Origin of the sequence: Algoriphagus sp. (genome assembly GCF_024305035.1) — a bacterium.
Taxonomy (GTDB): domain Bacteria; phylum Bacteroidota; class Bacteroidia; order Cytophagales; family Cyclobacteriaceae; genus Algoriphagus.
Genome location: NZ_JAMWZB010000001.1, coordinates 1 through 25,306, shown reverse-complemented (window position 1 = coordinate 25,306; position 25,306 = coordinate 1). Strand labels below are relative to the sequence as shown.

Annotated in this window: 24 protein-coding genes, 1 tRNA gene and 1 pseudogene; 15 read left to right on the top strand and 11 right to left on the bottom strand. The window is 41.1% G+C overall.

Annotated features, from left to right (window positions below; translation table 11 throughout):
* The first annotated feature begins 741 nt into the window (after positions 1-741).
* Entirely contained in the window at positions 742-2,085 is a 1,344-nt protein-coding gene (locus tag Q0L00_RS00130) for a vanadium-dependent haloperoxidase (protein WP_297334823.1), read from the top strand.
* A 536-nt stretch (positions 2,086-2,621) separates the two neighbouring features.
* Here Q0L00_RS00130 and Q0L00_RS00125 read toward each other — a convergent pair.
* Positions 2,622-3,506, bottom strand: a complete 885-nt coding sequence (locus tag Q0L00_RS00125; protein WP_297334822.1) for a DUF3078 domain-containing protein — start codon at positions 3,504-3,506, stop codon at positions 2,622-2,624.
* Between the two features lie 42 nt (positions 3,507-3,548).
* On the opposite strand from Q0L00_RS00125, the gene Q0L00_RS00120 reads away from it, so the two are divergent.
* From Q0L00_RS00120 to Q0L00_RS00110, 3 genes are read left to right on the top strand one after another with little or no spacing between them, the layout of a single operon-like run.
* Positions 3,549-3,824 (top strand): DUF202 domain-containing protein, encoded by a 276-nt coding sequence (locus Q0L00_RS00120; RefSeq protein WP_297334821.1) that lies wholly within the window; start codon positions 3,549-3,551, stop codon positions 3,822-3,824.
* 4 nt (positions 3,825-3,828) lie between these two features.
* Entirely contained in the window at positions 3,829-5,610 is a 1,782-nt protein-coding gene (locus Q0L00_RS00115) for an SLC13 family permease (protein WP_297334820.1), read from the top strand.
* Between the two features lie 49 nt (positions 5,611-5,659).
* The gene (locus Q0L00_RS00110) at positions 5,660-5,872 is read left to right on the top strand and encodes a hypothetical protein (RefSeq protein WP_297334819.1); all 213 of its coding nucleotides are present in this window, start codon (positions 5,660-5,662) and stop codon (positions 5,870-5,872) included.
* A 39-nt stretch (positions 5,873-5,911) separates the two neighbouring features.
* Here Q0L00_RS00110 and ppk1 read toward each other — a convergent pair whose 3' ends face one another.
* On the bottom strand, positions 5,912-8,035 hold the full coding sequence (ppk1, locus tag Q0L00_RS00105) for a polyphosphate kinase 1 (protein WP_297334818.1): 2,124 nt from the start codon (positions 8,033-8,035) through the stop codon (positions 5,912-5,914).
* A 212-nt stretch (positions 8,036-8,247) separates the two neighbouring features.
* Entirely contained in the window at positions 8,248-10,206 is a 1,959-nt protein-coding gene (gene gyrB, locus Q0L00_RS00100; protein ID WP_297334817.1) for a DNA topoisomerase (ATP-hydrolyzing) subunit B, read from the bottom strand.
* A 346-nt stretch (positions 10,207-10,552) separates the two neighbouring features.
* On the opposite strand from gyrB, the gene Q0L00_RS00095 reads away from it, so the two are divergent.
* Genes Q0L00_RS00095 through Q0L00_RS00085 form a run of 3 tightly spaced genes read left to right on the top strand, consistent with a single transcriptional unit; the run spans position 10,553 to position 13,372 of the window.
* Positions 10,553-11,308: a bacteriorhodopsin gene (locus Q0L00_RS00095; protein WP_297334816.1), complete on the top strand. Its 756-nt coding sequence runs from the start codon at positions 10,553-10,555 to the stop codon at positions 11,306-11,308.
* Positions 11,309-11,352: 44 nt separating this feature from the next.
* The gene (locus tag Q0L00_RS00090; RefSeq protein ID WP_297334815.1) at positions 11,353-12,489 is read left to right on the top strand and encodes a lycopene cyclase family protein; all 1,137 of its coding nucleotides are present in this window, start codon (positions 11,353-11,355) and stop codon (positions 12,487-12,489) included.
* Positions 12,476-13,372: a Brp/Blh family beta-carotene 15,15'-dioxygenase gene (locus Q0L00_RS00085; protein WP_297334814.1), complete on the top strand. Its 897-nt coding sequence runs from the start codon at positions 12,476-12,478 to the stop codon at positions 13,370-13,372. The genes Q0L00_RS00090 and Q0L00_RS00085 overlap by 14 nt, the downstream gene beginning before the upstream one ends.
* Here the strand turns inward: Q0L00_RS00085 and Q0L00_RS00080 are convergent.
* From Q0L00_RS00080 to Q0L00_RS00070, 3 genes are read right to left on the bottom strand one after another with little or no spacing between them, the layout of a single operon-like run.
* Positions 13,347-13,718: a CoA-binding protein gene (locus Q0L00_RS00080; RefSeq protein ID WP_297334813.1), complete on the bottom strand. Its 372-nt coding sequence runs from the start codon at positions 13,716-13,718 to the stop codon at positions 13,347-13,349. The two genes, Q0L00_RS00085 and Q0L00_RS00080, sit on opposite strands and share 26 nt — an antisense overlap.
* Complete coding sequence (locus Q0L00_RS00075) at positions 13,705-14,667, bottom strand: GNAT family N-acetyltransferase (protein ID WP_297334998.1); 963 nt, start codon at positions 14,665-14,667, stop codon at positions 13,705-13,707. Before Q0L00_RS00075 ends, Q0L00_RS00080 begins: the two co-directional genes overlap by 14 nt.
* 1 nt (position 14,668) lies before the next feature.
* The gene (locus Q0L00_RS00070) at positions 14,669-15,490 is read right to left on the bottom strand and encodes a 1-acyl-sn-glycerol-3-phosphate acyltransferase (RefSeq protein ID WP_297334812.1); all 822 of its coding nucleotides are present in this window, start codon (positions 15,488-15,490) and stop codon (positions 14,669-14,671) included.
* Between the two features lie 163 nt (positions 15,491-15,653).
* Here Q0L00_RS00070 and Q0L00_RS00065 point away from each other — a divergent pair, with 163 nt between their 5' ends.
* The 6 genes from Q0L00_RS00065 to msrB all read left to right on the top strand — a co-directional run bounded on the left by Q0L00_RS00065 (position 15,654) and on the right by msrB (position 19,787).
* Complete coding sequence (locus Q0L00_RS00065) at positions 15,654-16,466, top strand: SDR family NAD(P)-dependent oxidoreductase (protein ID WP_297334811.1); 813 nt, start codon at positions 15,654-15,656, stop codon at positions 16,464-16,466.
* Positions 16,467-16,504: 38 nt separating this feature from the next.
* A complete protein-coding gene (locus Q0L00_RS00060; protein WP_297334810.1) occupies positions 16,505-17,401 on the top strand; it encodes a class I SAM-dependent methyltransferase in 897 nt (298 codons plus the stop codon).
* A 14-nt stretch (positions 17,402-17,415) separates the two neighbouring features.
* Positions 17,416-18,603: an aspartate aminotransferase family protein gene (locus Q0L00_RS00055; RefSeq protein WP_297334809.1), complete on the top strand. Its 1,188-nt coding sequence runs from the start codon at positions 17,416-17,418 to the stop codon at positions 18,601-18,603.
* 6 nt (positions 18,604-18,609) lie between these two features.
* Positions 18,610-18,894, top strand: coding sequence for a class I tRNA ligase family protein (locus tag Q0L00_RS00050; RefSeq protein WP_297334808.1), 285 nt, complete (start codon positions 18,610-18,612; stop codon positions 18,892-18,894).
* Positions 18,894-19,256: a magnesium citrate secondary transporter gene (locus tag Q0L00_RS00045; protein ID WP_297334807.1), complete on the top strand. Its 363-nt coding sequence runs from the start codon at positions 18,894-18,896 to the stop codon at positions 19,254-19,256. Before Q0L00_RS00050 ends, Q0L00_RS00045 begins: the two co-directional genes overlap by 1 nt.
* Before the next feature lie 114 nt (positions 19,257-19,370).
* Positions 19,371-19,787, top strand: a complete 417-nt coding sequence (gene msrB, locus Q0L00_RS00040; protein ID WP_297334806.1) for a peptide-methionine (R)-S-oxide reductase MsrB — start codon at positions 19,371-19,373, stop codon at positions 19,785-19,787.
* Positions 19,788-19,863: 76 nt separating this feature from the next.
* Here msrB and Q0L00_RS00035 read toward each other — a convergent pair whose 3' ends face one another.
* The 4 genes from Q0L00_RS00035 to Q0L00_RS00020 all read right to left on the bottom strand — a co-directional run bounded on the left by Q0L00_RS00035 (position 19,864) and on the right by Q0L00_RS00020 (position 23,104).
* Positions 19,864-20,424, bottom strand: a complete 561-nt coding sequence (locus Q0L00_RS00035; RefSeq protein ID WP_297334805.1) for a 1-acyl-sn-glycerol-3-phosphate acyltransferase — start codon at positions 20,422-20,424, stop codon at positions 19,864-19,866.
* On the bottom strand, positions 20,421-21,224 hold the full coding sequence (locus Q0L00_RS00030) for a patatin-like phospholipase family protein (protein ID WP_297334804.1): 804 nt from the start codon (positions 21,222-21,224) through the stop codon (positions 20,421-20,423). The genes Q0L00_RS00035 and Q0L00_RS00030 overlap by 4 nt, the downstream gene beginning before the upstream one ends.
* Positions 21,214-22,053, bottom strand: coding sequence for an MBL fold metallo-hydrolase (locus Q0L00_RS00025; RefSeq protein ID WP_297334803.1), 840 nt, complete (start codon positions 22,051-22,053; stop codon positions 21,214-21,216). Before Q0L00_RS00025 ends, Q0L00_RS00030 begins: the two co-directional genes overlap by 11 nt.
* A 103-nt stretch (positions 22,054-22,156) precedes the next feature.
* Positions 22,157-23,104 (bottom strand): acetyl-CoA carboxylase carboxyltransferase subunit alpha, encoded by a 948-nt coding sequence (locus Q0L00_RS00020; RefSeq protein ID WP_297334802.1) that lies wholly within the window; start codon positions 23,102-23,104, stop codon positions 22,157-22,159.
* Positions 23,105-23,413: 309 nt separating this feature from the next.
* On the opposite strand from Q0L00_RS00020, the gene Q0L00_RS00015 reads away from it, so the two are divergent.
* Both Q0L00_RS00015 and Q0L00_RS00010 read left to right on the top strand, forming a co-directional pair.
* Positions 23,414-23,487, top strand: a tRNA-Asp gene (locus Q0L00_RS00015).
* 335 nt (positions 23,488-23,822) lie between these two features.
* Positions 23,823-24,167, top strand: a pseudogene (locus tag Q0L00_RS00010) (gamma-glutamyltransferase); the annotation flags it as partial.
* A 96-nt stretch (positions 24,168-24,263) separates the two neighbouring features.
* On the opposite strand, the gene Q0L00_RS00005 reads toward Q0L00_RS00010, so the two are convergent.
* On the bottom strand, positions 24,264-25,214 hold the full coding sequence (locus tag Q0L00_RS00005; RefSeq protein WP_297334801.1) for a reverse transcriptase domain-containing protein: 951 nt from the start codon (positions 25,212-25,214) through the stop codon (positions 24,264-24,266).
* Positions 25,215-25,306 lie beyond the last annotated feature (92 nt).

Genomic DNA, 25,306 nt, shown 5'->3' with positions numbered 1-25,306 from the left:
CGAAAAGGATAGGTTTGGTCTCAAAAACCAAAAATACCAGGCATAAACAAATACCAATCAAGAATTGCGGTGTAGAATGCAGTATTCTTGGTTCCTGAAAATCTTCTCGCTTGGAGGGATCTGAGCCAATAGCTTTTGGTAAGGCTTTGAAGATAGAATGTCGGATTTTCACCCTATACCTTTCCACCTAAGCTTACTCATTTTTCTTCCTATAATCGCAGGAGGTTCACTTTATCTAGTTTTTCATCTGTTTATAATTTGTTTCTCAGAGGCCATATGGAATCTTCGCATTGATTATAAACATCCCTCTGTGTGTCGCTTTAGCCATGCTCGATTTCATCTGTTTATAATTTGCTTTTTAGCGGTCATATGGAATCTCGCAATTCTAATCATCCCGGTGTGTGACGGGTACCTCATGCTCGATTTCAACATTCCTATTCTTGAATTAAATCAAGGAGCCGTCTTAACTTTTTTGAATGTTGACCAAGCAGGCAACCTAAATGAGGGATGGCCTACTAAAAAGGCAAATCCTTCCTTTAGGCTAAGATCGATTAAAAACATCAACGAAGAGTAACCGAATATGGCCGTTTATCAATTGTTAGATCAAAAATCACTTCATTTCTATTTATTTCGGCGTTATACAGGACCATTTAAAAAAATTCGAAACAAAAGCCATGAGCCTTGACTAAAAAACCACCAACTCACACTAAGAAGAAAAAATCAATTTTAAAGAGAACCAGAATGAAGAAAATTTTAACATACCAATTTTTCCTATTGGGATCGATCCTACTTCTAATTTCCTGCGACCCGACCACTGGACCGGAACAGGTCACCACACCGAATGCCTCAGTCTACAATTCCGATGTAATATATGATTGGGGAGAACTAATTTTAACCCTTTCAAGGGATACGCCTGGATTTTCTCCACCTGTTGTCGCTCGAGCCATGGGTTACATCGGTATCGGTTTATACGAAAGTATCCTGCCTGGAATGCCGGAGTATAAAACCTTGCAAGGTCAGCTCAATGCATTTCCTGTGGGTACCCTACCTAAAGCTAATCTGGGGGAGCAATACAATTGGGACTTGGTAGCAAACTCTGCCATGGCAAGAATTGTGGAGAATGTTTTTCCCAATGCAAGTAGCGAAAATAAAGCAGCTATCTCTCAAATGGAGGCAGATTGGATAGCAAAATACGTCACCGAAAACCCTACTGTTGCAGAAAGATCCATTGCCTATGGCTCATTGGTAGGAGATGCTATGGCAAATTTTGCAGACTCGGATACCTATCACGAAGCGTATGCCCATAATTTCCCAACTTCCTACACCCCTCCTACCACTCCGGGATCTTGGGAACCGACTTTACCTGATTTCAGTCCTGCATTGCAACCTTATTGGAAAGATGCGAGAATATGGTTGATTGAAAATAAAGAAGGAACCATGCCAGGTCCACCCCCACCTTTTTCCACAGAAATAGGCTCTCAATTTTTTGAGGAGGCCAATGAAGTCTACCATGTTGTACAGAATTTAACACCTGCGCAAAAATCGATTGCTGATTTTTGGTCGGACGATCCTCAACGAACCTCAACGCCAGGAGGCCATTCTTTTTCCATTGCTTTGGGAGTTTTAAAAAAGGAACAAGCTAATTTAGAAATGAGCGCTGTAACGATTGCAAAGTTGGGAATTGCGATCAATGATGCATTTATTTCATGCTGGAATGCCAAATACACCTATAATTTAATCCGACCAATTACCTACATCCATCGATATATAGATGACACGTGGACTATTCCCTTAGATACCCCTCCCTTTCCTGAATATTCCTCTGGCCATTCGGTTCAATCGGGTGCATCCGCTCAAGTTCTGACTGATATTTTCGGCGAAAACTATGCTTTTACCGATAGTATGCATGTTTCAAGAGGGGATATAGATGGAAAACCAAGAAGTTTTAATTCATTCTTTGAGTTTGCTGATGAAGCGGCTATGTCTAGACTATACGGAGGAATCCATTTTCGATCAGGAATAGAAGTTGGCTTAATTCAAGGAATGGAAGTAGGAAAAAATGTAGGAAAAATAAAGTTCAAATAATTCTCTTTAGTCTTCCTAAAACCATCTAACATGGACATGGCCTAAGCATGCTGAAGAATTCACCCGGTTTCCAACCCTATTCTTCCAATTGCCTGAAGACCATGCCCCCGGAAATGGGGGCATGTGGGTTTTACGCTCCGCTTTATAAAACTGAATAGAACATCTCATCAGATGCATTGGCCAAGTTAAACCTGGAGCAGGATTCTTAAATTCGAGCATTGCTTTAGCTAGATAGTAAAACCAAAAAATCGGGAAAACCAATCCCTCACCCAACCCGTTCCTTTTGTTTCACAATTGAACGAATCAAAGAATATCAGAAATAAAATTTTCCGGTCATTCGAAAGGACTAAGATGGAAATTGGATTTAAAAAGCAAAAAAATTGCACTTTAACTGAAATACAATAAAAAAGCAGGAGAAAATCTCCTGCCCTTTATTTGAAAACTAAACCAACTATTATTTAACTACCACAATGAATTCAAAAATAATACAATTCTGAACAAAACAAAATACAAAATAAAAATTTGCCAAATTTTATTTAATCTTTAGGAAAAGTACTCAGGTTAAACGCAATTCCTAACGCAAGCCCCTGGCTAAATTGGATTTTATCGTCTTGATCAAAATCATAGATACTTAAACTGGTCAAGGATACATTGATCAAATTGGAAACTTTGGCAGTCAACGCTATATCCAACCGATGATCCATTTCACGTAAAGTGAACGTTTCGTAATTGGCAAAAAGCTGATGGCGAATTAAAAGTCCAACATTGTCTGACAATTTTTTATTCCATTCCATCAATGAGCTGAAAGCCAACCATTCGGTTCGAACCGTTTCCCCGATCGGTACTCCGTAATTTTCAGGCACATTCAAATAGAGGTTAGGATCAGTTACAAAAGTTAATCGTGGAGAAAAGGGAGCTAAACGCAATAAAAACTCGCTGTTGGGTTTATATTCCATACCCAACGCATAGGTCAAAAATGCTGGATTCGCAAACTTAGAAATCTGCGTTCGCTCTCCATCAGCAAAATCATATCCTGGAGCAAATTGAGAAAGAAAATTTAAAGAAGAAAAGACGTTCCATTTTTCAGAAACGCTATACCCTACTTTAGAGTCTAACAAAATCCGATCATTGGATTTGCGGGCATCTTCCCCTTGATTTTTAACAATTCCGTATATAAAATCCATGGAATTGTCCCAAGTCCACTTTTCCTTCTTATAATTAGCTCGGCCATTGAGATACAAGCCCAGGGCTACTGAGTTAACTCCCCCTCCTTTCCAGTTTCCACTGAAAGAACCTTGATTAAAATTCAGTCCACCGCCGATTTCTTTAAGCCAGTAAGTGGTATCTTGGGTTTCGGACTCTTGTGCGCTAAGCTGTCCCAAGGTCAAAAACAGGATCATAACAGAAAATAATCGCTTCATAAAATAGTATGCTAAATTTGTAATTAAATTAATACTACAAATATGGAAAAGGACTTTGAAAATGAACTGATTGTGCGGGATTTTTTGGCCCGGCAGCGAACAACTTTGGCCAATGACCGAACTTTATTGTCATACATTCGGACGTCTTTGTACTTTCTGGTCAGTGGAACAGCCCTATTTGAAGTGAATAACCTCGCTCATATTAGTGATTTGGGTTATTTATCCCTAGGGCTTTCAGCAGCTCTTTTGATTGTTGGTTTTTTTAATTATTTCAAAGTACGAAGAAAGCTCAGAAAAGGCCGATACGATAAAATGTAAATCCATGACTTTTGAAATAGGTTTAGTTTTTGGAATAATCGGGGTTGCAATGATCCTGTTTTTCACAGAACGTTTAAGTATAGACACCGTTTCCATTTTGGTCATGGTGACTTTTTTGATCACCGGGATTTTGGATATCAAGGAAGGTTTGGCAGGCTTTTCAAATTACGCCACGATCACCATCGGGGCCATGTTTGTAATTTCTGCAGCAATTCTTAAAACCGGCCTGCTCGACACATTTATTCAGCTGATGAACCGACAAGCTGAGCGTGGGTCGTTTTTTCTTCTGCTTACCATTATGCTGGTTTCTGGTTTACTCTCGGCTTTTATCAACGATACCGCGGTGGTGGCCCTTCTGATGCCCGCAGTAATTCAAATGGGAAGAAAAAATGAGATCCCGGTTTCTCAATTATTGATGCCGTTATCTTTTGGTGCATTGATGGGAGGAGTAAGTACGCTTTTAGGAACCTCAACCAATATCCTGGTCAGTGGAATTGCTGAGCGCGAGGGACTACCCGAATTTGGTGTTTTTGAAATGACCAAAGGAGGGATTGTCTTTTTTGCGGTGGGAATACTTTATATTCTTACCATTGGAAAATGGTTGATTCCCAAACGAAAATCTGCTTCTGACCTAAGTGACAGTACTAATTTGGGAAATTACCTTGTTGAAATCATGATTAACGAGGACTTCGAACAATTAGACGAACCCATTTTCAAACAGTCTATATTCAAAAAGTTAGGGATTGAAATCCTACAAATCGTCCGGGCGGATGGAAAAAAAGTCAGGGTCTATCCCAATAGCAGTATCCAGGAAGGGGATTTGATTCGAGTCACCATTGAAAAGAATGCACTGGAAAAAATCAAAAAGGAAAAAGGCATCAGCCTGAAAACGGAACTGGAATGGAATCAGGAAAACCTTACGGATGAAGACCAAAAAATCATCGAAGCCATGGTTACTCCACAATCCCGCTTGATCAATCGAACACTGGATTCGTTTAATTTTAGAAACCTCTTACCTGAAATGGTAGTGTTGGGGATCAGGCATCGGCCAGGACTTATGGATACTTTGGTCAAAAAAACTCGGCTGAACCCCGGAGATATTCTTTTATTGCGATCTCCGAAAGAATCGGTTCACTCCTTAGATAAGAAAAATGATTTACTGCTTCTGACCGAGAACAAAGTAAAAAACATCAACAAGGTTCAAAGTATGCTCACACTTTTCACCTTGATTGCCGTCATCGCATTGGCGGCCTTGAACATTTTGCCTATCGTTGTTTCAGCAGTTTCTGGGGCCGTTTTAGTGATTTTATTTAATTCTATAGACCCCAAAGAAGCGTATGAAGCGATTGACTGGAAAGTAATATTCATGTTAGCCGGGGTCTTATCCATGGGAGCAGCATTAGAAAAAACGGGGGGAGCTGAATTTTTAGGGAATCTAATCACTGAAAATCTCCGAGAATATGGACCGAGAGCTGTTTTGGCAGGAGTATTTGGACTGACCTTTTTATTGACCAATGTGATGTCAAATAACGCCACTGCTGCTATTTTAGCTCCAATAGCCATAAGTATTGCTGATAATATCGGAGTAGAAAGTCGACCTTTTTTGATGGCAGTCACTTTTGCGGCGAGTCTCAGTTTTATGACGCCCATGGGATACCAAACCAATACCATGATTTACAATCCAGGAAACTATAAGTTCAAAGACTACCTCATCGTCGGCAGCCCCCTCAATATAATCTTTTGGGTTTTGGCCATTTGGTTGATTCCACTACTCTATCCATTTTAAAAATGGTTATATTCGAGTAATTCAATTTATTTACTAAATCCCAAATCCTATGAAAATTTTTGGAATTGTATTGGTTGTGGCTGGCATCATCATGCTTTTGATGTCCGGCATTAGTTTTACTACTGAAGAAACGGTCATTGATGCTGGTCCTATTGAAGTCAATGCCGACAAAGAGCGGTCCATCCAGTGGCCAACTTATGCAGGTGGAATTGTATTAGTAACTGGAGCCATTTTGATTGGTATAGGAGTAAAAAAGAAGTAATAAAAAAAGGCTGAGCAATTTTTCTGCTCCGCCTTTTTTCTATCCCACCAATTGGACTTGTGCTACTTTTTCGGGATCCAAATTAAAAAACTCTTGGTGTACATTAAACACCTCTTCCCCTTCTTTGGGTGACTTGGGAAGATAAGACCCATCTTCCTGCATTACATAAGCATTTACATTATCCCGAAGGTTAAATGCTAAAATATTCATCAGTTGTTTTTCCAAAAGTGGGGCATCCACTTTGAATAGAGACTCCAAGCGCTTATCAAAACTACGAACCATCATATCTGCACTTCCCGCATAGGTTCGGGTTTGACCATTATTGTGAAAATGATAAATTCTCGAATGCTCTAAAAAATCCCCCACAATGGATATGACCTCGATATTTTCACTTAACCCCTGTCTTCCTGGCCGAAGACAACAAATCCCCCTCACAATCAATTTGATGGTCACTCCAGACTGAGAGGCCCGATAAAGCGCATAGATAATTTCAGAATCTTCCAAGGAATTCACTTTGATAAAGATCCCACTTGGCAATCCATTTCGGGCATTCTCTGCTTCTTGCTCAATAAATTCAATCAGTTGATTTCGCATATCTCGCGGAGCGGTAATCAAATTTTTATACTGACTGGGCATGCTGTGACCGGTAATGACATTAAAGAATTCAGAAACGTCATTTGCCAGAACTTCATTGGTGGTCATCAAACCAATGTCCGTGTAAAGCCTTGAGGTATCTTCATTGTAATTCCCAGATCCCAAATGCACAAAACGTGTAATTTCGTTACTATCTTTTTTCACAATCAAAAGAAGCTTGGTATGTGTTTTTAAATGGGTAATCCCATAAATCACAAAGCAACCGGCTTTTTGAAGTTTTTTGGCTTCCCGAATATTGTTTTCCTCATCAAACCGTGCCTTTACCTCAAATAAAACTGAGACATGCTTACCATTTTCGGCTGCCCGGAGCAAAGCTTTAGTGATTCGACTTTCCTTTGCCAGACGGTAAATGGTCATTTTTATAGCCATTACGTCGGGATCTTCGGCAGCTTTTTCGATCAAATCCAAGATCGGTTCAATGTTGTTATAGGGATGGTGAAGGAGAATATCCTTTTCCTTCAGAATCTCAAAAATGTCAGCTCTCCCTTCCTCCTGATAAGATAGGGGTTTTACCGGCTCAGGAATCTGTGGCAATCGATCCCGAAACTTCTTGTTTCCAACAATTTGCCATAAACCCGTAAAATCGATCATGCTGCTTCGCTTTACTAAAAAAACCGAATCCATTTTTAGATTCCAGCGCTCCAGCAGGGAATTGAGCATCCATTTGCTATATCCTTCTTCAATTTCTATCCGAACTACCCGCCCAGTTTTTCGCTCCATCAATTTCCGCTTCACTTCCTCCAGAAAGTTTGCATCCATATCCTCACTTTCCTCCAGGGTAAAATCCCCGTTTCGGGTTATTCTAAACAGGCTGACCGCTTCGATTTCCACATTTCTGAAAAGGGAAACGATATTTTCCCGAATTACTTCTTCGATAGGAATCAATAAAAGGGCCCCATCCCGCTCAACCTCAAAAAACCGTGGAATATTTGCCGGGATCTGAACAAAGCTAAGCTTTCGCATATCTTTTCGTTCCCCTGGGCTGGTGGTTACTACCCCAAAAACCAGTAGTTTATTCATTAAAATCGGAAAGGTTCGATATCCATCGTAAACCATCGGGGTCAACATCGGATAAATTGCCCGTTGAAAATATTGGGTGACTTTTTCTTGCTCTTCGGTTGAAAGCTTCGAAGTATTGCAAAGCAGCGTACCCTCTTGGTGAAGTTGGGGTAAAACTTGTTGGGTGAAATGATGATGCTGATCTTGATGAAAAACCTGACAATCTTTCATCAAGCGTGACTTGAAAGGCTCCTCTCGCAAACCCGAATAATCGATTCGTTCTTTATCGTAATCCAGGTAATTATAGAGGGAACCGACCCGAATCATAAAAAACTCATCTAAGTTGGAGGCCGTAATGGCCAAAAACTTCAGCTTTTCAAAAACGGTACGGTGATGTTTTTTTGCCTGATCGAGGACTCGTTCATTGAATTTCAACCAACTCAGGTCTCTACTGACCAAGTCACTATTCTGAATTACCGAATCGTATCTGTCTCCTACTTCCAGTTTCATTTGTCTCAAATTTTAAATAATCAGGCTTGAGGTAAAAGCTGCTGAGCTGTTTATTGGCAAAAGAAAAAAGGCTGTCTCAAAAGTAATCCATCCTGGCCAAACCGAGCGAATCAATGAGCCAATTTTAACAATTAGGCCCCCTTGTGACTCCAACTCTTGTTGGTCAGCTGATCAAGGTAATAATTTAGGCTAATGAGACAGCCTCATTTCTATTAGGTATCGATTTTAGCATATTTGGCATTTTTCTCGATAAAGTCCCTTCGAGGCGCCACTTCATCTCCCATCAACATACTGAAAAGATGATCTGCTTCAGCTGCTGACTCAATATTGACTTGCTTGATTGTTCGCATATTAGGATCCATGGTAGTCGTCCAAAGCTGCTCGGGGTTCATTTCTCCAAGACCTTTGTAACGCTGAATACCTACTGAGTCTTCTTTTCCGTCTTTTGCCATTTCCTTAACGAGTACTTTTCGCTCCTCTTCGGTCCAGCAGTAGCGTTCATCTTTCCCCTTTTTCAATAAATACAATGGAGGAAGTGCGATGTAAACGTAACCGTTTTCAATCAAGCTTCGCATGTATCGGAAAAACAAGGTTAGAATCAGCGTACGAATATGCGATCCATCAATATCAGCATCGGTCATGATGATGACTTTGTGGTACCTAAGACCGGACAGATCAAGTTCCTTATCGTCATTGGCAGTTCCAAATTTAACCCCTAAGGCCGTTAAGATGTTTTTGATTTCATCATTATCGTAGATTTTATGCTCATGGGCTTTTTCTACGTTGAGAATCTTTCCCTTCAAAGGTAAGATCGCTTGAAAATCACGATCACGACCTTGCTTGGCAGAGCCTCCTGCAGAGTCCCCTTCCACCAAGTAAAGCTCACATACTGTAGGGTCGCTATTGGCACAATCTGCCAGTTTCCCGGGAAGTCCACCCCCTCCGAGAACATTCTTTCGCTGGACCATTTCTCGCGCTTTCCGTGCAGCATGACGTGCCTGAGCGGCAAGAATTACCTTTCCGACAATAATTTTAGCTTCTTTGGGATGTTCTTCAAGCCAGGATTGAAGCGTCTCTGAAACTGCTGAATCTACCGCCCCGACAACATCGGAGTTTCCAAGTTTGGTTTTGGTCTGACCTTCAAATTGTGGTTCGGCTACTTTAACAGAAATTACTGCGGTTAGCCCCTCTCTAAAATCATCTCCGGAAACCTCAATTTTGAGCTTGTCCAGCATCCCGGATTTATCCGCATAAGATTTCAAAGTTCGGGTAAGTGCCCTTCTAAATCCAGTGACATGAGATCCCCCTTCATAGGTATTGATGGTGTTTACATAAGACACTACATTTTCTGTGTAGGAATTATTGTAATTCATTGCCACTTGGACCGGTACTTCTTGGTCCAATGCTTCGATATAAATGGGTTCCGCAATGATTTTTTCTCGCGTTTCATCCAAGTATTGGACAAACTCTACAAGGCCACCCTCTGAGAAAAATTCATCTGATTTCGGATTGCCATCATCCTCTATCTCGCGTAAGTCTTTGAGTGTAATCCGAATCCCTGCATTCAAAAATGCCATTTCCCGAAGACGGTTGGCAATCGTTTCGTATTTAAATTCGGTAATGGCAAAAATGCTCGAATCAGGCTTGAAATGGATCACCGTTCCCCGCTTGTCTGTAGTGCCTATTTGCTTGGCTGGGTATTGAGGCACGCCAATCTTAAACTCCTGTTGGGTAATCACTCCATTTCGATATACGGTGGCTTTGAGATCAGTAGAAAGCGCATTCACGCAGGAAACCCCAACTCCGTGAAGGCCACCGGAAACCTTATAGGTATCTTTGTCAAATTTTCCCCCCGCATGGAGTACTGTCAACACTACCTCCAGGGCAGAACGCTTTTCTTTTTCATGCATATCGGTAGGAATGCCCCGCCCATTGTCTTCTACGGTGATCGAATTATCTTCGTGAACCGTCACATGGATCGTATCGCAATGACCAGCCAAAGCCTCATCGATGGAGTTATCTACTACCTCCCAAATCAGATGGTGAAGCCCTTTGACCCCGACATCTCCGATATACATAGCCGGTCGCTTTCTTACAGCTTCCAAACCTTCGAGAACTTGGATATTCCCAGCTCCGTACTCTGCTGGATTTTTCGCTTTTTCTTCGCTCATATTTTTTGGAAAAAAGCCCTTCAAATCGGGCTAAAACGGTGATTTTTTATTTTTCAATGATTCGGCAAGTTAATTAAAAAAAGTGAGTCAAGCGAGAATAAAAGAACCATAATTACATCAAATTTTGAGATCAAAAATCACACTTAATTCAAAATTTTATTCGTGTAAATCCCAATATCTTAATTTTTTTCTTCAATTTTTTATCGACAAAATATACCTATATGTACCTATTTTTTAACTCCTTATACACTTTTGTTTATTTTTTAATCCTTTTTGTTAAACAAATATTATTCTGAAAATCTTTTATGCTTGAAATCAATCAATTAACACCTAACCTTTAAAACACATGAACCTCACCTTATTAGCTGAATTAGTTGGTTTAGACAGAATCATCAATTCAGATCCGGTTGCCATTACCTTCTTCATTGGGTACATGGCTATGTTTGCTTCAGCGGTATTCTTTTTCGTAGAAAGAGGTTCCGTTGACGGAAAGTGGAAAACTTCACTTCTTGTATCCGGTCTCATTACGGGTATTGCGGCAGTACATTACTACTACATGCGGGATTTTTACCTGCAGACAGGCACTAGTCCCACAGCCTTTAGGTATGTGGACTGGACTTTGACGGTACCTTTGATGTGTGTGGAATTTTATTTGTTGACCAAGCCATTTGGAGCCAAAGGATCTACGTTGTTCAAGTTGATTGTTGCATCGCTTTTGATGCTGGTTACAGGTTACATTGGAGAGACTTCCGGAATCGATAGCAATATCTTCTGGGGGGTTTTATCTACAGTGGGTTACTTGTATATCGTGTATGAAGTATTTGCTGGGGACGTGGCTAAGTTAGCCAAAGAATCAGACAGTCCTGCCTTAGGAAGAGCCATGTTTTTGCTTAAAATCTTCATTACACTGGGATGGTCAATCTATCCAATTGGATACATGGTACTCCCCGGAAATTTACTTTCAGGTGCATTCGAAGTCAGCTCCATTGACTTATTCTACAACCTGGCTGACGCCATCAACAAAATCGGATTCGGATTGGTAATTTATTCTGTGGCCATCTCAGAATCAGCCAAATCCAAAGTCAAAACAGCAACTGCATAACAACCAAAAAAGGGGATCGTCTTTCGGCGATCCCTATTTTCACCATGAAGGAATATGACATCATATTTGCAGGAGCAGGTTGTGCGAGTCTGAGCATGGTTTACTACCTTTTGGAAAGCCCACTTCGGCATTCAAAAATATTGTTAATCGATCCAGATATCAATCGAATTCCTTCCAAAACTTGGTGTTATTGGTCAGAAAGTCCTTTAGAAATTCATCCTTCACATGCCATTCACTTCTGGGAGAACTTAAAGCTTTCTTCGGTAGACCAACAACAACACTATTCCTTTTCAAAACTGAAGTATTTCCATTTGGAATCCACTGACTTTTATGAATCCATTTGGAAAAAAATCAATAGCCACCACACAATTGAAACTCTTGCTTCACCCGTAATAGGTCTGGAAGAAAAGGAAAATTATTCTTTAGTCCATTGCCAAAAAGGAGTCACGGTCCAAGCGAAGACCGTTTTTGATTCCCGTATTTCCGACCAAGATTTTCCCCCGAATGTATTAAAACAACTTTTTGCTGGATGGGTGGTCAAAACGGAATCGCCATTATTTGACAGTAAATCCTTGACGCTGATGGAGTGGAACCAGACTTTTGCCGAGGATTTTGAATTCTTTTACATCTTACCCTTTTCCGACCAATCCGCTTTAATTGAATACACTACGTATTCTAAAAAACCCATTTCTAAAGATATTCTCGAAAATAAAATTCAAGATTACCTTGATCAAAAATTCCCTGCTGCTAACTTCTCTATAACTTTTCAAGAAAGTGGTGTAATTCCGATGAGCACTCAAGTGGGAGAAATCAAGTCAAGTAAAACCATTTACCCCATCGGAACACGCGCGGGATGGACCAAAGCATCGACCGGATATACCTTTCACAAGATCCAATTGGAGACCAAACGAATCGTTTCTGAATTGGTACAAGGCAAATCAATTTCGCCTTACAATCCCCCCAAGCGATTTAAGTTTTACGACAATATTCTGTTGAATATAGCACACAAATGGCCAAATGAACTAGTGCTTTTGTTTAAAGATTTATTCCAAAAGACCCAAACCGACCAGTTATTTCGCTTTTTGAATGAGGAGACTTCTCTTTGGGAGGAAATTCGCATCCTGTCTCGCCTTCGGTTTGCTATTTTCATCAAAAGCCTGCTTTCCTATGAAAAGCGTTGAAGCCTATTTTAAGGCCCTAGGCATTTTAATATGTTTAATTTTTATCTGGACTGAAACAGAAAATATGCTGGCTCAAATGACAATGTTTGGCCTTATTTTAGTCAGTATCGGAATTCCACATGGGGCCATCGACCACCTCACCTCCCAGCCCAGATTGACTAAAAAATCACTTATCAGATTCCTAATCACTTATCTAGGCTTAATTTTGATTTACATGGGACTTTGGTTTATTGCACCAAAATTGGCAATCCTGCTTTTTTTAATCTTTTCAGCCTATCATTTTGGGCAAACTCACTACCTCAATCGATTAAAAAACGCGGTGTGGATTGAATCTGTCCTTTTCATCAGCCGAGGATTTTTTTTCCTGAGCTTGATTCTATTTGGAAGTTTTGAAACCACCGCCGAAATCCTCTCTCCTATTTTGTCCATTAGGTATCTTGGGCCGTATCAATTTTATTTCATCTTTGCATTTTTTGGATTATCGATTGGAATCCAGTTTATTTCAAAAATCTCATTCAACCGAAATGACCTTTTAGATCTATTCCTCCTACCCTTCCTACTGTATTTTAGCCCCTTATTCATCAGCTTTGCGGTATATTTTGGGTTTTGGCATGCTCTTCCCAGTATGGTTAGCGAATACGACTATTTGGCTCGGTTTCCACAATTTCGAGGAGCAAAAAAATTTATAATTCAGCTTCTACCTTTTAGTCTCATCAGCATGGTCGGAATTGCTATTATTCTGTTTTTGGGAATCAAAGCCTTGGAAATGGGACAATTGATGCTCCTGTTTTTCGTCTTGATATCGCTTATCTCTTTCCCCCATGTAATTTACATGGATAGCTTTTTTAAAAAGTCGTCTAAAACTGTCCCGTCCTCAACATAACCAAGGTACAAGCCGGAACAACTTCCACTCCTTTGGCTTTTGCTTTATTAAAAAAATCAGGATTTTCAGTTCCAGGATTAAAAATTATCCGTTTCGGATTTAGTGAAAGCAAATAATCCATCCATTCCTCCTGATGTTGCGGCCCGATATACATCGTTATGGTATGGATATCACTAAGCGCAGGTTTGGATTTCAAATCCAAAATTTCCTTCCCAAATACTTTCCCCTTTTTGATGCCAATGGGAATGAATTCCATTTGACGCTCAAAAAAGAGGGAGGCCGCATAATGTGCATACCTTCCTGGATTCGTGGTGGCCCCTACGATCAGCGTTTTAGGTGTTGACATCTCTGCTTCCATAAATTCTATCCCGCTCAAAGGTATCCATGTGTCGGTGTTTTTTGGTTTCGTAGATATCTTCCAGTGTAATCAAAATCCCCGTCTCCTCCACGGCCCCAAACTCATCATTGAGCGAAGTACCGAAAGTCATCATCGTTGGAGAAAGATTCATATACGTGTTGATAAGTGGAGGAATATTCTCCCCATAGCCTCTAATTTTACTATTCAATAATTTATATCCCTCTTTGTAATCCAGGTTTAAAAAAGGATTTGGACTTCTGCCAATTTCAGTTTCAAATCCCAATTCAAGCTCTTTTTTGGGTGTGACCAGTTTTTTATGATCCGGAAAATAATAATTCATAAAAACGAGCAACAGATCACGGGCTTCACGGTGATAATGTGGATACATTGTGACTTTCCCAAAAAGGTATTTAACATCAGGACTGAGTAATACCACAGCCCCTAGTCCATCCCACAGATTATCTAAGCTAAAAATACCTTTTCGGTTATCGATTCCTGGCTGGTATTTGGGCTGCACAAAAGAGCGCCCCAGCTCAATGGTATACGGGATATAATTTTGAATAAACTCTTCTGAAAAGTCAAATAAATGAGTGGTGGATAAATTGATTTCTCCGCCTGCTTTCATGGCTTTGCGACAATGAATCAGGCGATAGCCAGCTACGATTTCTTCATCTTCCGGATTCCAGGTGACCAGCTGATCATAACATACTTCTCCGATGTCATTTTCATCCAGATCCAGGGCCAGTCCGGTACCGCCTCCGGCTAATCGAAAAGTCAATTCCCTAAGCCTTCCGATTTCCAAAACCGTATTTGGAGCATTATGATGATTTACCAAAAACACAAGATTATTTCCGTTATTGGTATATCGAAGAAAACGCTCTTCTGTCAATTCTGACTTTAGCAATTGTCGGTCAATCGCCGGAATGATTTCTTCCAACCTATTCATTTTTCGTTTCTAATTCATACACTTTTCCCTTGACAAATGCTGCCCACTCCATATCGGTTTTACTTGCATCCAACTCCTTCGGTCCTATTGGCTGTCCCAAGTGAATGGTTACTTTACTTCCAATCTGTCGGTACATCTCATCAACAAGAAAAAACATTTCAATATTAGCTTTTATCCCAAGTTTCTTTCGCCAATAAGCAAGATTATAAAAGAACTTGGAATTTCGACCTTCCACAAAACAAGGTAAAATTTCTTTCTCATACTTCTTAGCCTTTGCAATAAAGCTTTTTTTCCAAACCAAATCCTTAATTCCATGATCGGATTTTCTAGAAACCAGCCCAGCCGGGAAAATCATTACCGCAAAATCTCCCGCAAATACCCCGTCAATTGTATCCAAGGCTTTCACCGAATTTTTCCCATGTTTATTCACCGGTACAAAAATTGGCTGGAAGTTTTCAAATGCCATGAGCAGATCATTTACCAAAAATCGGATATCGGGTCTAATCCGCCCGATGGCATACATCAACGCAATTCCATCCAATCCACCCAAAGGGTGATTCGATGCTACAATTACCCCTCCTTCTTTGGGAATATTTTCAGCCCCGGTGAGTACAACCTCCATCCCAAACTCCTCAATGATGGCATTGACAAACTCAAGCCCTCGCAAATGCCCGATTTTTGCCATAACCTGATTGAGCCAAGCTTCATGGGTGATCCTTTTGATATAGGAAATCACAAACCTAGGAAGCCATTTGAGGAGCTTAGGATTCTTGGACTGTATTGCATTTTCTATATCAACAAATTTTTTTGGCATGGATCAATCAAAGAGAAAAAGGGGTGGATTCTGCTTGAATGTTGGATTAATCTAAGTCCAAAACTACAAATTCTCTGCATTTATTTGGATGATGTATTTCACGGCTATTCCAGCAAGCTGAAAACCAAGTGAGTACTTTTTTTGTCTTGTAAATAAAAATGACATGACAATACTACTTTCAGGCAGTACCTCCGGTATCGGATGGGAAACGCTTAAGACACTTTATGATCAAGCAGACCAATGGATTCTCCCGCTAAGAAACCTCAAAAAAGCCGAGTCGCTTTTTCAGGAATTACCTGATCAGGATCGGTTGAAGTTATACCCCATGGATCTCAGCTCCATCAAGCAAACTCATCAAGTGGCTGAACAGATCAAAGTTAATCACCCGAACATAGATGTGCTAATCAACAATGCAGGAGGTATGTTTCCTGGAGGAAAGAAAACTCAAGAAGGACTGGATATGACCTTTGCGGTAAATCATCTTGGTCCCTTTACCCTGACCAAGCAGCTCCTGCCCTGCCTTTCCAAAGAAAATTCAAAAGTCATCTACGTAAGTTCGGAAGCACACCGAATCCCTGGCTTAGACCTAAATGATTTACTCTTGGAAAATTACACTAGCACGATTACAGCATACGGTGCGGTAAAACTATTTAATATCCTTACGTCCAAATACTTAAAGGATATTGGATATCAAACCTACTCCCTTCATCCCGGAGCGGTAAAGACTGCTTTTGGGGCAGAAACCGACCCAATCAGTAAAGCGATTATACGCGCTACGCAACTTTTTTTCATTTCGCCAAGAAAAGGAGCGGAAACCACTATTTTCTTGACCAAAACACCTATTAAAAACCTAGACTCTGGAGCCTATTATGTGAGAAAAAAAGTTAAAAAACCTTCCAAACTTGCCCAATCTAAATCACTTTCCACCAAACTATGGAATCAAAGTGAAGAAGCCTTGAAAAATTTAGGTCTCTAATAAATTGACTACTTTTGTCAAGGAAACCTAGCTTAGTAATGAACGAAACAATAGTGTCCCTGAGTCCGGGAAAATGGAGCGACTACGAACTGATCGATACCGGTGGATTTGAAAAATTAGAACGATTTGGAGATTTCATTCTAAGCAGACCTGAGCCTCAGGCGATCTGGGATAAAAGTCTAGCAGACTCAGAATGGAGAAAGCTCACCCATGCACACTTTTCAAAAGAAAAAAACAACCCTGAAAAAGGAAACTGGGAACAATTCAAAAAAATGCCCCACAATTGGTCCATTTCGTATACGAATGATCAAGGATTATCCCTTAAACTTAATTTAGCACAAACCTCATTCAAACACATCGGACTCTTTCCCGAGCAGGCGGTCAATTGGGATTACATTTATCAAACCCTCAAAAAATCTCCTGTCAAAAATCCAAAAGTACTTAATCTTTTTGCCTACACCGGTGCAGCCTCGGTAGCAGCCCGAGCAGCCGGTGCGGAGGTGACTCATTTGGATTCGGTCAGACAAGTAGTGACCTGGTCCAGGCACAATATGGAATCTTCCGGCTTGGATAATATCCGTTGGATGGTTGATGATGCCATGAAGTTTATCAAGCGGGAAGCGCGTCGGGGAAATAGCTATCAGGGGATCATCCTTGATCCTCCTGCCTACGGCCGCGGTCCTGATGGAGAAAAATGGATATTGGAGGAACAAATCAATGAAATGCTCAAAACTTGTGCAGAAATATTGGATCCAAAAGATCGTTTCCTTTTGCTCAATATGTACTCCCTAAGCTTCTCCTCCATGATTGCGGCGAATTTAATTCATTCTTCCTTTGGCAATGTCCCAAATGCCCAACATGGTGAACTTTATCTGCAAGACCGCTTTGAGAAAAAACTACCCTTGGGTGTGTTCTTTCGATTTTCCAGCTTTTGAATTGAATTCAAATCATGAATAACCGACAATTATTTCTTTCCCACCTGGCTCAAACCACGGATTTTCCCTTAATGATCGAAATCGAAAAAGCGGAAGGTGTATGGCTTTATGGACCAAAAGGCGAAAAATACATGGATTTGATTTCAGGAATTGGCGTAAGTAATGTAGGTCATCGACATCCCAGGGTAATACAAGCCATTCAGCACCAACTCAATCATTACCTTCATTTGATGGTTTATGGAGAATACGTGCAAAGTCCTCAAGCCAAACTCGCAAAAGCGTTGGTAGACACCCTACCAGAACCCTTGGACAATGTCTATCTGGTCAATAGCGGATCTGAGGCGATAGAGGGAGCATTAAAGCTGGCCAAGCGTTACACTGGAAGACCGGAGGTAGTTTCCTGTATCAATGCCTATCATGGAAGTTCACATGGCGCCTTAAGCATTGGAGGAAATGAGGTATTCAAACGAGCCTATCGGCCTTTAGTGCCCGGCGTATCCACTATCGTTTATGGAGGCTTTGCAGATTTGAACCGAATTAACCGCCAAACCGCCGCAGTGGTGGTGGAAACCATCCAAGGTGAAGCCGGAATCCGGATCGCTTGTACGGAATATTTTCAAGCCTTACGAACGCGTTGTGATGAGGTTGGAGCCTTGTTGATTTTGGATGAAATTCAGGCGGGATTTGGCCGAACGGGAAAATTCTGGGCGTTTGAGCATTTTGGAATCATTCCTGATATTTTGGTCTGCGCCAAAGGCATGGGCGGTGGTATGCCCATTGGCGCTTTTATTTCTAGTAAAGAGAGGATGAGCGTTTTCAAAAATAATCCCTTACTGGGACATATTACTACTTTTGGTGGACATCCGGTTAGTGCAGCAGCCAGCTTAGCAACGATTGAAATTTTGAAAGAAGAGTCGCTCATCGAACAAGTGGAGCAAAAGGCAGCACTGATCAAAAAGCAATTAATCCATCCCAAAATCAAAGCGATTCGAAATAAAGGTTTGATGATGGCTGTGGAGTTTGAATCCTTTAAGAGTTTAAAACCGATTATTGATCGAGCAATCGAACTTGGGGTGATTACAGATTGGTTTTTATTTTGTGACGATTCCATGCGAATCGCTCCTCCTTTAACGATTACTGAAAGGGAAATAAATGAAGCTGTTGCACGAATCATTCAAGCCATCGAAGACAGCACAAACTAAGCAACTATGGGTCAAAAAAAATGCCCTCACTGTGAAAAATGGTCGCGTTGGAATATGAATTTAACCGATCCTTGCGAGCATTGCGGTCAACCTCTTGGTGGTAAAGACTTAAAAAATCAAGAACGAAGAGAGCAAGAGCAACTCAAAAATACAGAAAATTGGCTCTTTACCATTAAGAAAACAGACTCTTCCCTACTCGTTTTTCTCAAGAAAATCGGGAATTCCTTCTACACGATTTTCATGGCCATCCTATCATTCCTCCTTTGGCTGATTGCAGTAATGCCAGGTTGATGACAGTACTTAAAAATCCCTTTTTCTTCTTTCCTGTACTTCTTTTTGGGCTCAATCAACTATTAGAGAAAGCCTTCCAAATTTTCATCCCAATTATTCATGCCTATTTGGACGATTTATTGGCCATGCCGGTCATTTTGGGAATTACCCTTCAACTATTTCGATGGATGCACCCAGCCAAAAACTCCTATATTTTCGCCAAAACGCCGATAATCATTTCCTGGGTTTATGTTTCGCTTGTCTTCGAATGGTTTTTACCGAGACAATCCCCTCAGTATATCAGTGATCCCTGGGATATATTATGCTACGGAATGGGTACGATTTACTTTTATCGATGGATGAATAAACCCAAAGCTCAATAATTCAGTTAACCTTAGAGAATAAAATATCCGATCAAAGGTCACCTCTTTCGTTCTTAAGCCGCTGGAATTTTAAGTTTAAGTCCGATGGAATTTCCTTAAAAAAAGAGTAAACCTATGAATAAGAAAAGCTCAAAAATATTTCCAATCCAATTTTCAGAAGAGGAGTTAAAAAACAAACTAGACCCTCAATCTTATCATGTACTCCGAGAAAAAGGTACCGAACGTCCTTTTACCGGCCAATATTACCTCAACAAAGAAACTGGAATCTACGAATGTAAAGTCTGTGGAAATGACATTTTTCATTCCTCCAAAAAATATGACAGCGGCTGTGGATGGCCAAGTTTCACCGAACCAATTTCCCCGCAGGCAATTGAAGTCCAGATGGATTACAGCCACTTTATGGTCCGTGAAGAAATCCTCTGTGGGCAATGCGGATCACATTTAGGACACCGATTTCCCGACGGGCCAGATGATAAAGGAGGCATCCGCTATTGCATTAATTCAGTAAGTATGGATTTTAAAAAAGAATAGTAAAAATAAGCTTATAAACCGATTTTAGAAAATCTGAAGAGAAGTTTTGCTGAATCAAAAGGCCTATCCTGTTTTATTACAGTATTCCTTTCTCAGGATGTTTTGGAGTGACAGTTCTGCCGAATTCCTTCATCGCTTCGATTTGTTCTTCCATATTTCCATTTGGGTAAATGCAGGGACCGATTCCGGCTTCTTTTTTCTTATAATCCAAATACCCAATGACTACGGGTACATTTGCTCCAAGGGCTATATGGTAAAATCCGGATTTCCACTTTTTGACCGCATCGCGAGTTCCCTCAGGGGTGACCATAATGACCAACTCTTTGGAGTCCTTGAGCATCGAAGTCATGGCTTCGGTATACGTTTGTTTTCTTCCTCCCGGGACACGCTTTCTATCAATGGCGATCCCGCCTAAACCTTTAATTAACCATCCCAATGGCCCAACCATCACTTCTTTTTTGATGGTAAACCTGACCGGAATGTCCATTAGAAAAAAGGCAGCTCTTGCATAAAGCAAATCCCAATTTGACGTGTGCGGAATCGCAATCAAAACCGCTTTTTTTAGCCCTTCGGGCCAATTCGCATTGAGCGACCAGCCACTCAACCAAAATACAATTCGGGAAAGAAACTTCATCATAGGGAAGGTTGGTTTTGAGGTGAATTTGTCAAATCAGCAAGTGATGGATTTTCCGATGCGAAGCGCATGGTTTCCTGATAACCCGCCTGAAAAAGTTCCGGGGCTTTCTTGATATCAAATACCCCATATTTTCCAAGGCCTGGGGCCTCGATGAAATAATCGCATTTGGCCTTTCTACTGTACACGTTGTAATTCATCGACATGATCACCGCGCGTTCAATCAGGCCTTTCATATTTCGGATATTGCTTTCCTCTGGCAATTGGTTACAATTGACCCCGATGACATAATCACAGGTACCATCTAGCGGCTCCACAGGCAGGTTATTGAGTACTCCGCCATCCACGAGAAATTTATTTCCGATTTTGATTGGCTCAAACATACCCGGGATACAACTCGATGCCATGATCGGCTGGATAAGCTCACCTTCTGAAAAGTAAATCACCTTACCCTTATTAATATCAGTAGCAGCTACAGCCAAAGGAGTCTTTAGCTGCGCAAATTCATTGTGGGAGAGGTAAGTGCGAAACAAACTTTCAATGCTACTCATTTTCAAAATTCCAGTCAGCGATATCGCCGGACGAAGAAACTTGAAATAATTAGTCTCAACAATGATTTTAAGAATCTCTTTTGGCTCATAACCCGCACAATACATCGCTCCGGCAATCGCACCAGCGGAAGTTCCACTGACTTTGGTCGGGAAAATCCCCAATTCATTGAGGGCTTGAAGTACCCCCAAGTGAGAAATCCCCCTCACACCTCCGCCGGATAGTGCGACCCCGATTTTCAAGTCAGATTTCATTTAGCCTAAATGTTTGATCCACACGCACTCCCTTTTCGGTCATTTTTACCGTACAGCATTCATTTACGGGATCATGCTCAAAAAACAAAATGTAATTTTCACGCGCCGCTTCTTCCAAAAACCTTCCCTTTTCCTCCATGGTTACCAAAGGCCTGGTATCATATCCCATGACATATGGAATCGGAATATGCCCGACGGAAGGCAAAAGGTCTGCAACAAAAACCAGGGTTTTGCCTTTGTACTGAATTTTTGGAAGCATTTGCTTATCTGTGTGACCGTCTACGGTAATAAAATCAAAGTTGGGCACCAGACTTTTTGACTCCAGGTCAACAAATTTCAATTGACCTAACTCCTCCATGGGGAGGATATTATCTTTGAGAAAAGAAGCTTTTTCCCTTGGATTAGGTTCAGTGGCCCATTCCCAGTGTGCGGCATTGGACCAATAGGTAGCGCGCGGAAAGGTCATTTCGTACTGACCATGGGAGCCGTAGCTTACTCCTCCTCCACAATGGTCAAAATGAAGATGAGTCAAAAAATTATCTGTGATTTGATGCAAACCTACGCCCAATTTTTTCAACGATCCTTTCAGCGAATCCTCTCCATGTAAATAGTAATGAGAGAAAAATTTAGCATCCTGTTTGTCTCCAATTCCATTATCTATGAGAATCAACCGATCCCCTTCCACAACCAATAAGGAACGCATCGCCCAGGTGCAGAGATTGTTTTGGTCTGCAGGATTGGTTCTAGACCATAGGACCTTTGGTACCACACCAAACATGGCACCTCCATCCAATTTAAAAAATCCGGTATTGACAGTATATAATTCCATTTTGGGATGTTGGGTTAAAAACCAAAAGCAACCTTATCTGACGAAAGATTGCTTTTGATTTTACAGGTAAAAGAAAATCATTATCACGATTTTCAATTCTATTTTATTCGACGACAACCCCCATTTTGCAGAATTTATCAATTCGCTGATCAATCCGCTTTTCGGGTTTAATTTTATCTAATTCTTTCAAGGAGGCAGCAATAATTTCTTTTAGTGTTTTTGCCATGCCTTTGAGATCCTTGTGCGCTCCTCCTAAAGGTTCGGGAATAATATCATCGATTAATCCATTTCCTTTCATATCCTTAGCAGTTAATTTTAACGCTTCTGCGGCTTGTTCTTTGTAATCCCAAGACCTCCAAAGAATCGAAGAGCAGGATTCTGGCGAGATCACTGAATACCAGGTATTCTCAAGCATAAATACTTTGTCACCAATAGCGATTCCCAATGCTCCTCCAGATGCCCCTTCCCCGATAATGATACAAATCACAGGTACTTTTAGCATAAACATTTCTTTGAGGTTTCTGGCGATGGCTTCACCCTGTCCCCGTTCTTCAGCTTCTAAACCTGGAAATGCTCCCGGAGTATCGATTAAGGTCACGATCGGCTTTCCAAATTTCTCGGCCATCTTCATCAACCGAAGGGCCTTTCGGTACCCTTCTGGATTAGCCATACCAAAATTTCGTTCCTGCCGCTGCTTGGTATTTCTTCCTTTTTGCTGCCCGATAAACATGACCGTGCGACCATCGATATCTCCAAGTCCACCAATCATGGCTTTATCGTCTTTTACTGTACGGTCCCCGTGAATTTCAATAAAATCATTGGTGATTTCATAAATGTAATCCAAGGCATAAGGTCGATCAGCATGTCTGGAAAGCTGCACCCGCTGCCAGCGCGTCAGATTCTCAAAGGTTTCTTTTTTCAAAGCAAGGATTTTATCTTCCAGAGATTCAATATCTGAACTTAAATCGATGTTACGACCTTTTGCCAGATCCTTCATTTCTTGCAGCTTTTGCTCTAAGTCAGCTATGGGTTTCTCGAATTCTAGTACCATTGTGGTGAATTTTGAAAGGAACAAAGATAAGGAATATCCTGCAGCCGCAAACCCTTTGGTGGAAAACCAAATCAGGTAGTTTTTATTTAAAAATTATTTAACTGAAATAGAATAAGATAGCGTATATCTAGAAAAAATTTTCTAGTGACCTATTGCAGAAAAACCCGAAATACCTACCTTTGCATCACTTCAAACGAGAAGCACAGCACAAAAAGACGACAACACAAAAAAAGTAGCTGACTGAGAAGTAAAGAGCTCCTCTGTTACTGAGAAAGTCCTCAGCTCATGGTCAGTACTATAAAGATATTTGGAGTGGTAGTTCAGCTGGTTAGAATGCCTGCCTGTCACGCAGGAGGTCGCGGGTTCGAGTCCCGTCCATTCCGCATTAAAGCCCCGATTTTCGGGGCTTTTTTGTTTTAATCCCATTAGTTTTATTGGATAGCTAGCCTAAATCATTCCATCCGAACGGAATGAACAGGTTCATCCCAGAAGTCGGCTAAGTTTATAGCTGGTAAACGCCTCACTGATTTAAGAGGGATCACTGAAACAAAACAGCCTTTACACTTATTTTTTACTGAAAAATCCAACAAAGGTAGCGCTCATAGGAGAGGGATTTCTAACAGCCTAGAAAACTGGTTTTGAGAATGTCCCAGGATTTTAAATCAATCAACTTTGAAAATACCCTTTCTGAATCTTAAGTTAATTTTTTCCAGCTTTCGTTACCAAAGACGGTAAGCCTTTTAGGAGTATTGGCTTGATGGGTGGGGCCGTACAGCCACAAGACCACACCCAAATTATCGTGGATATGATTAATCTCCAAGAAGCTGGGAATGCCCCGCGGATGCGGCATGTTGGCTTTTCTCAACCCACAGGTTCAAAAATGATCTCAGGGAGAGCATTAAATTTGGAAAGTGGATTCTCATGGGAGGTCATTCCAGACTTGGAACAAAAAGGCCATCGGGTAGAATTTAGTCTCGGTCCATACGGAGGATATCAAGCGATCAAATATAACCCAGTCCAAAAAGTATATTATGGATCTACCGAATCCCGAAAAGACGGATAAGCTGCCGGTTATTAACAATCGAGTAGGAAGGTAGGGATTATTTCCCTACCTGTCCTCTCACACCACCGTACGTACCGTTCGGTATACGGCGGTTCTTTAAGTTTTGATTCTAACCTTTAGATAGTGGTCGGAGAAAAATGTAAACCCGGCTTGTCGTAGTTTTTCAGTGGTAATGGTCGTAGCAAGTATAAAGCTATTGGCCAAGTGCCAGTAGCCCTTCCTTGAGTTCGCCCATTCCCAAGCTTTGGATTTCTTAACCCCAAGCTTGATTAGATTCCTCAGTCTGGTCTTTATTCGTTTCCATTGTTTCCAAATAACCATTCTAAGCCTTCGTCTGTACCACTCATCTACCCTCTTTAGCAGCTTCTCCATATCCGCCAACTTGAAGTAGTTAACCCAGCCAATGATGTATTGGCGGAGCGATTCCTTCCTGCGTTCGTTACCCCAGCCATTGCTACGCGATGTCAGCTCCTTTATGTGAGCTTTCATCTTTGCCACACTTTTGGGGTGTATGCGTAGCCTCCCTTCGCCCTTCGTTTTGTAAAACGAGTAGCCTAGGAACTTCACCTTAGTGCAGTGGGCTACTTGGCTCTTCTCCTTGTTCACTTTTAAGAACAACTTTTCCTCAATAAAACGGATGATAGAGCCCATTACCCGCTCCGCTCCTCGTTTGCTCTTACACCAAATAACCAAGTCATCTGCGTATCGAACAAACTTGTGACCTCTGATTTCCAGCTCTTTATCCAGCTCATTCAGCATGATGTTGCTAAGTAGAGGACTTAATGGCCCTCCCTGCGGAACACCTGCTTCACTCGCTTCGAGTTGGACACCCATCTGCACCCCAGCATTCAGGTATTTGTGTATCAACGATACTACCCTGCCGTCTTTGATTGTGCGGGAGAGCACTTCTATCAGCTTGCTATGATTCACCTTGTCGAAGAACTTCTCTAAGTCCAAGTCAACTGCGTATACATAGCCCTCTGTGATGTACTTCCTACATTTCTCTAGAGCTTGGTGGGCGTTGCGCTTCGGTCTGAACGTATCCACCCGAGCAACCCCGTCTTTGCTTAGTTTGATTTTTTACTAATGAAAAGTTTATAATAATTGGGCAGAAGTTCCTGTATTTTCTGGATGTTGGT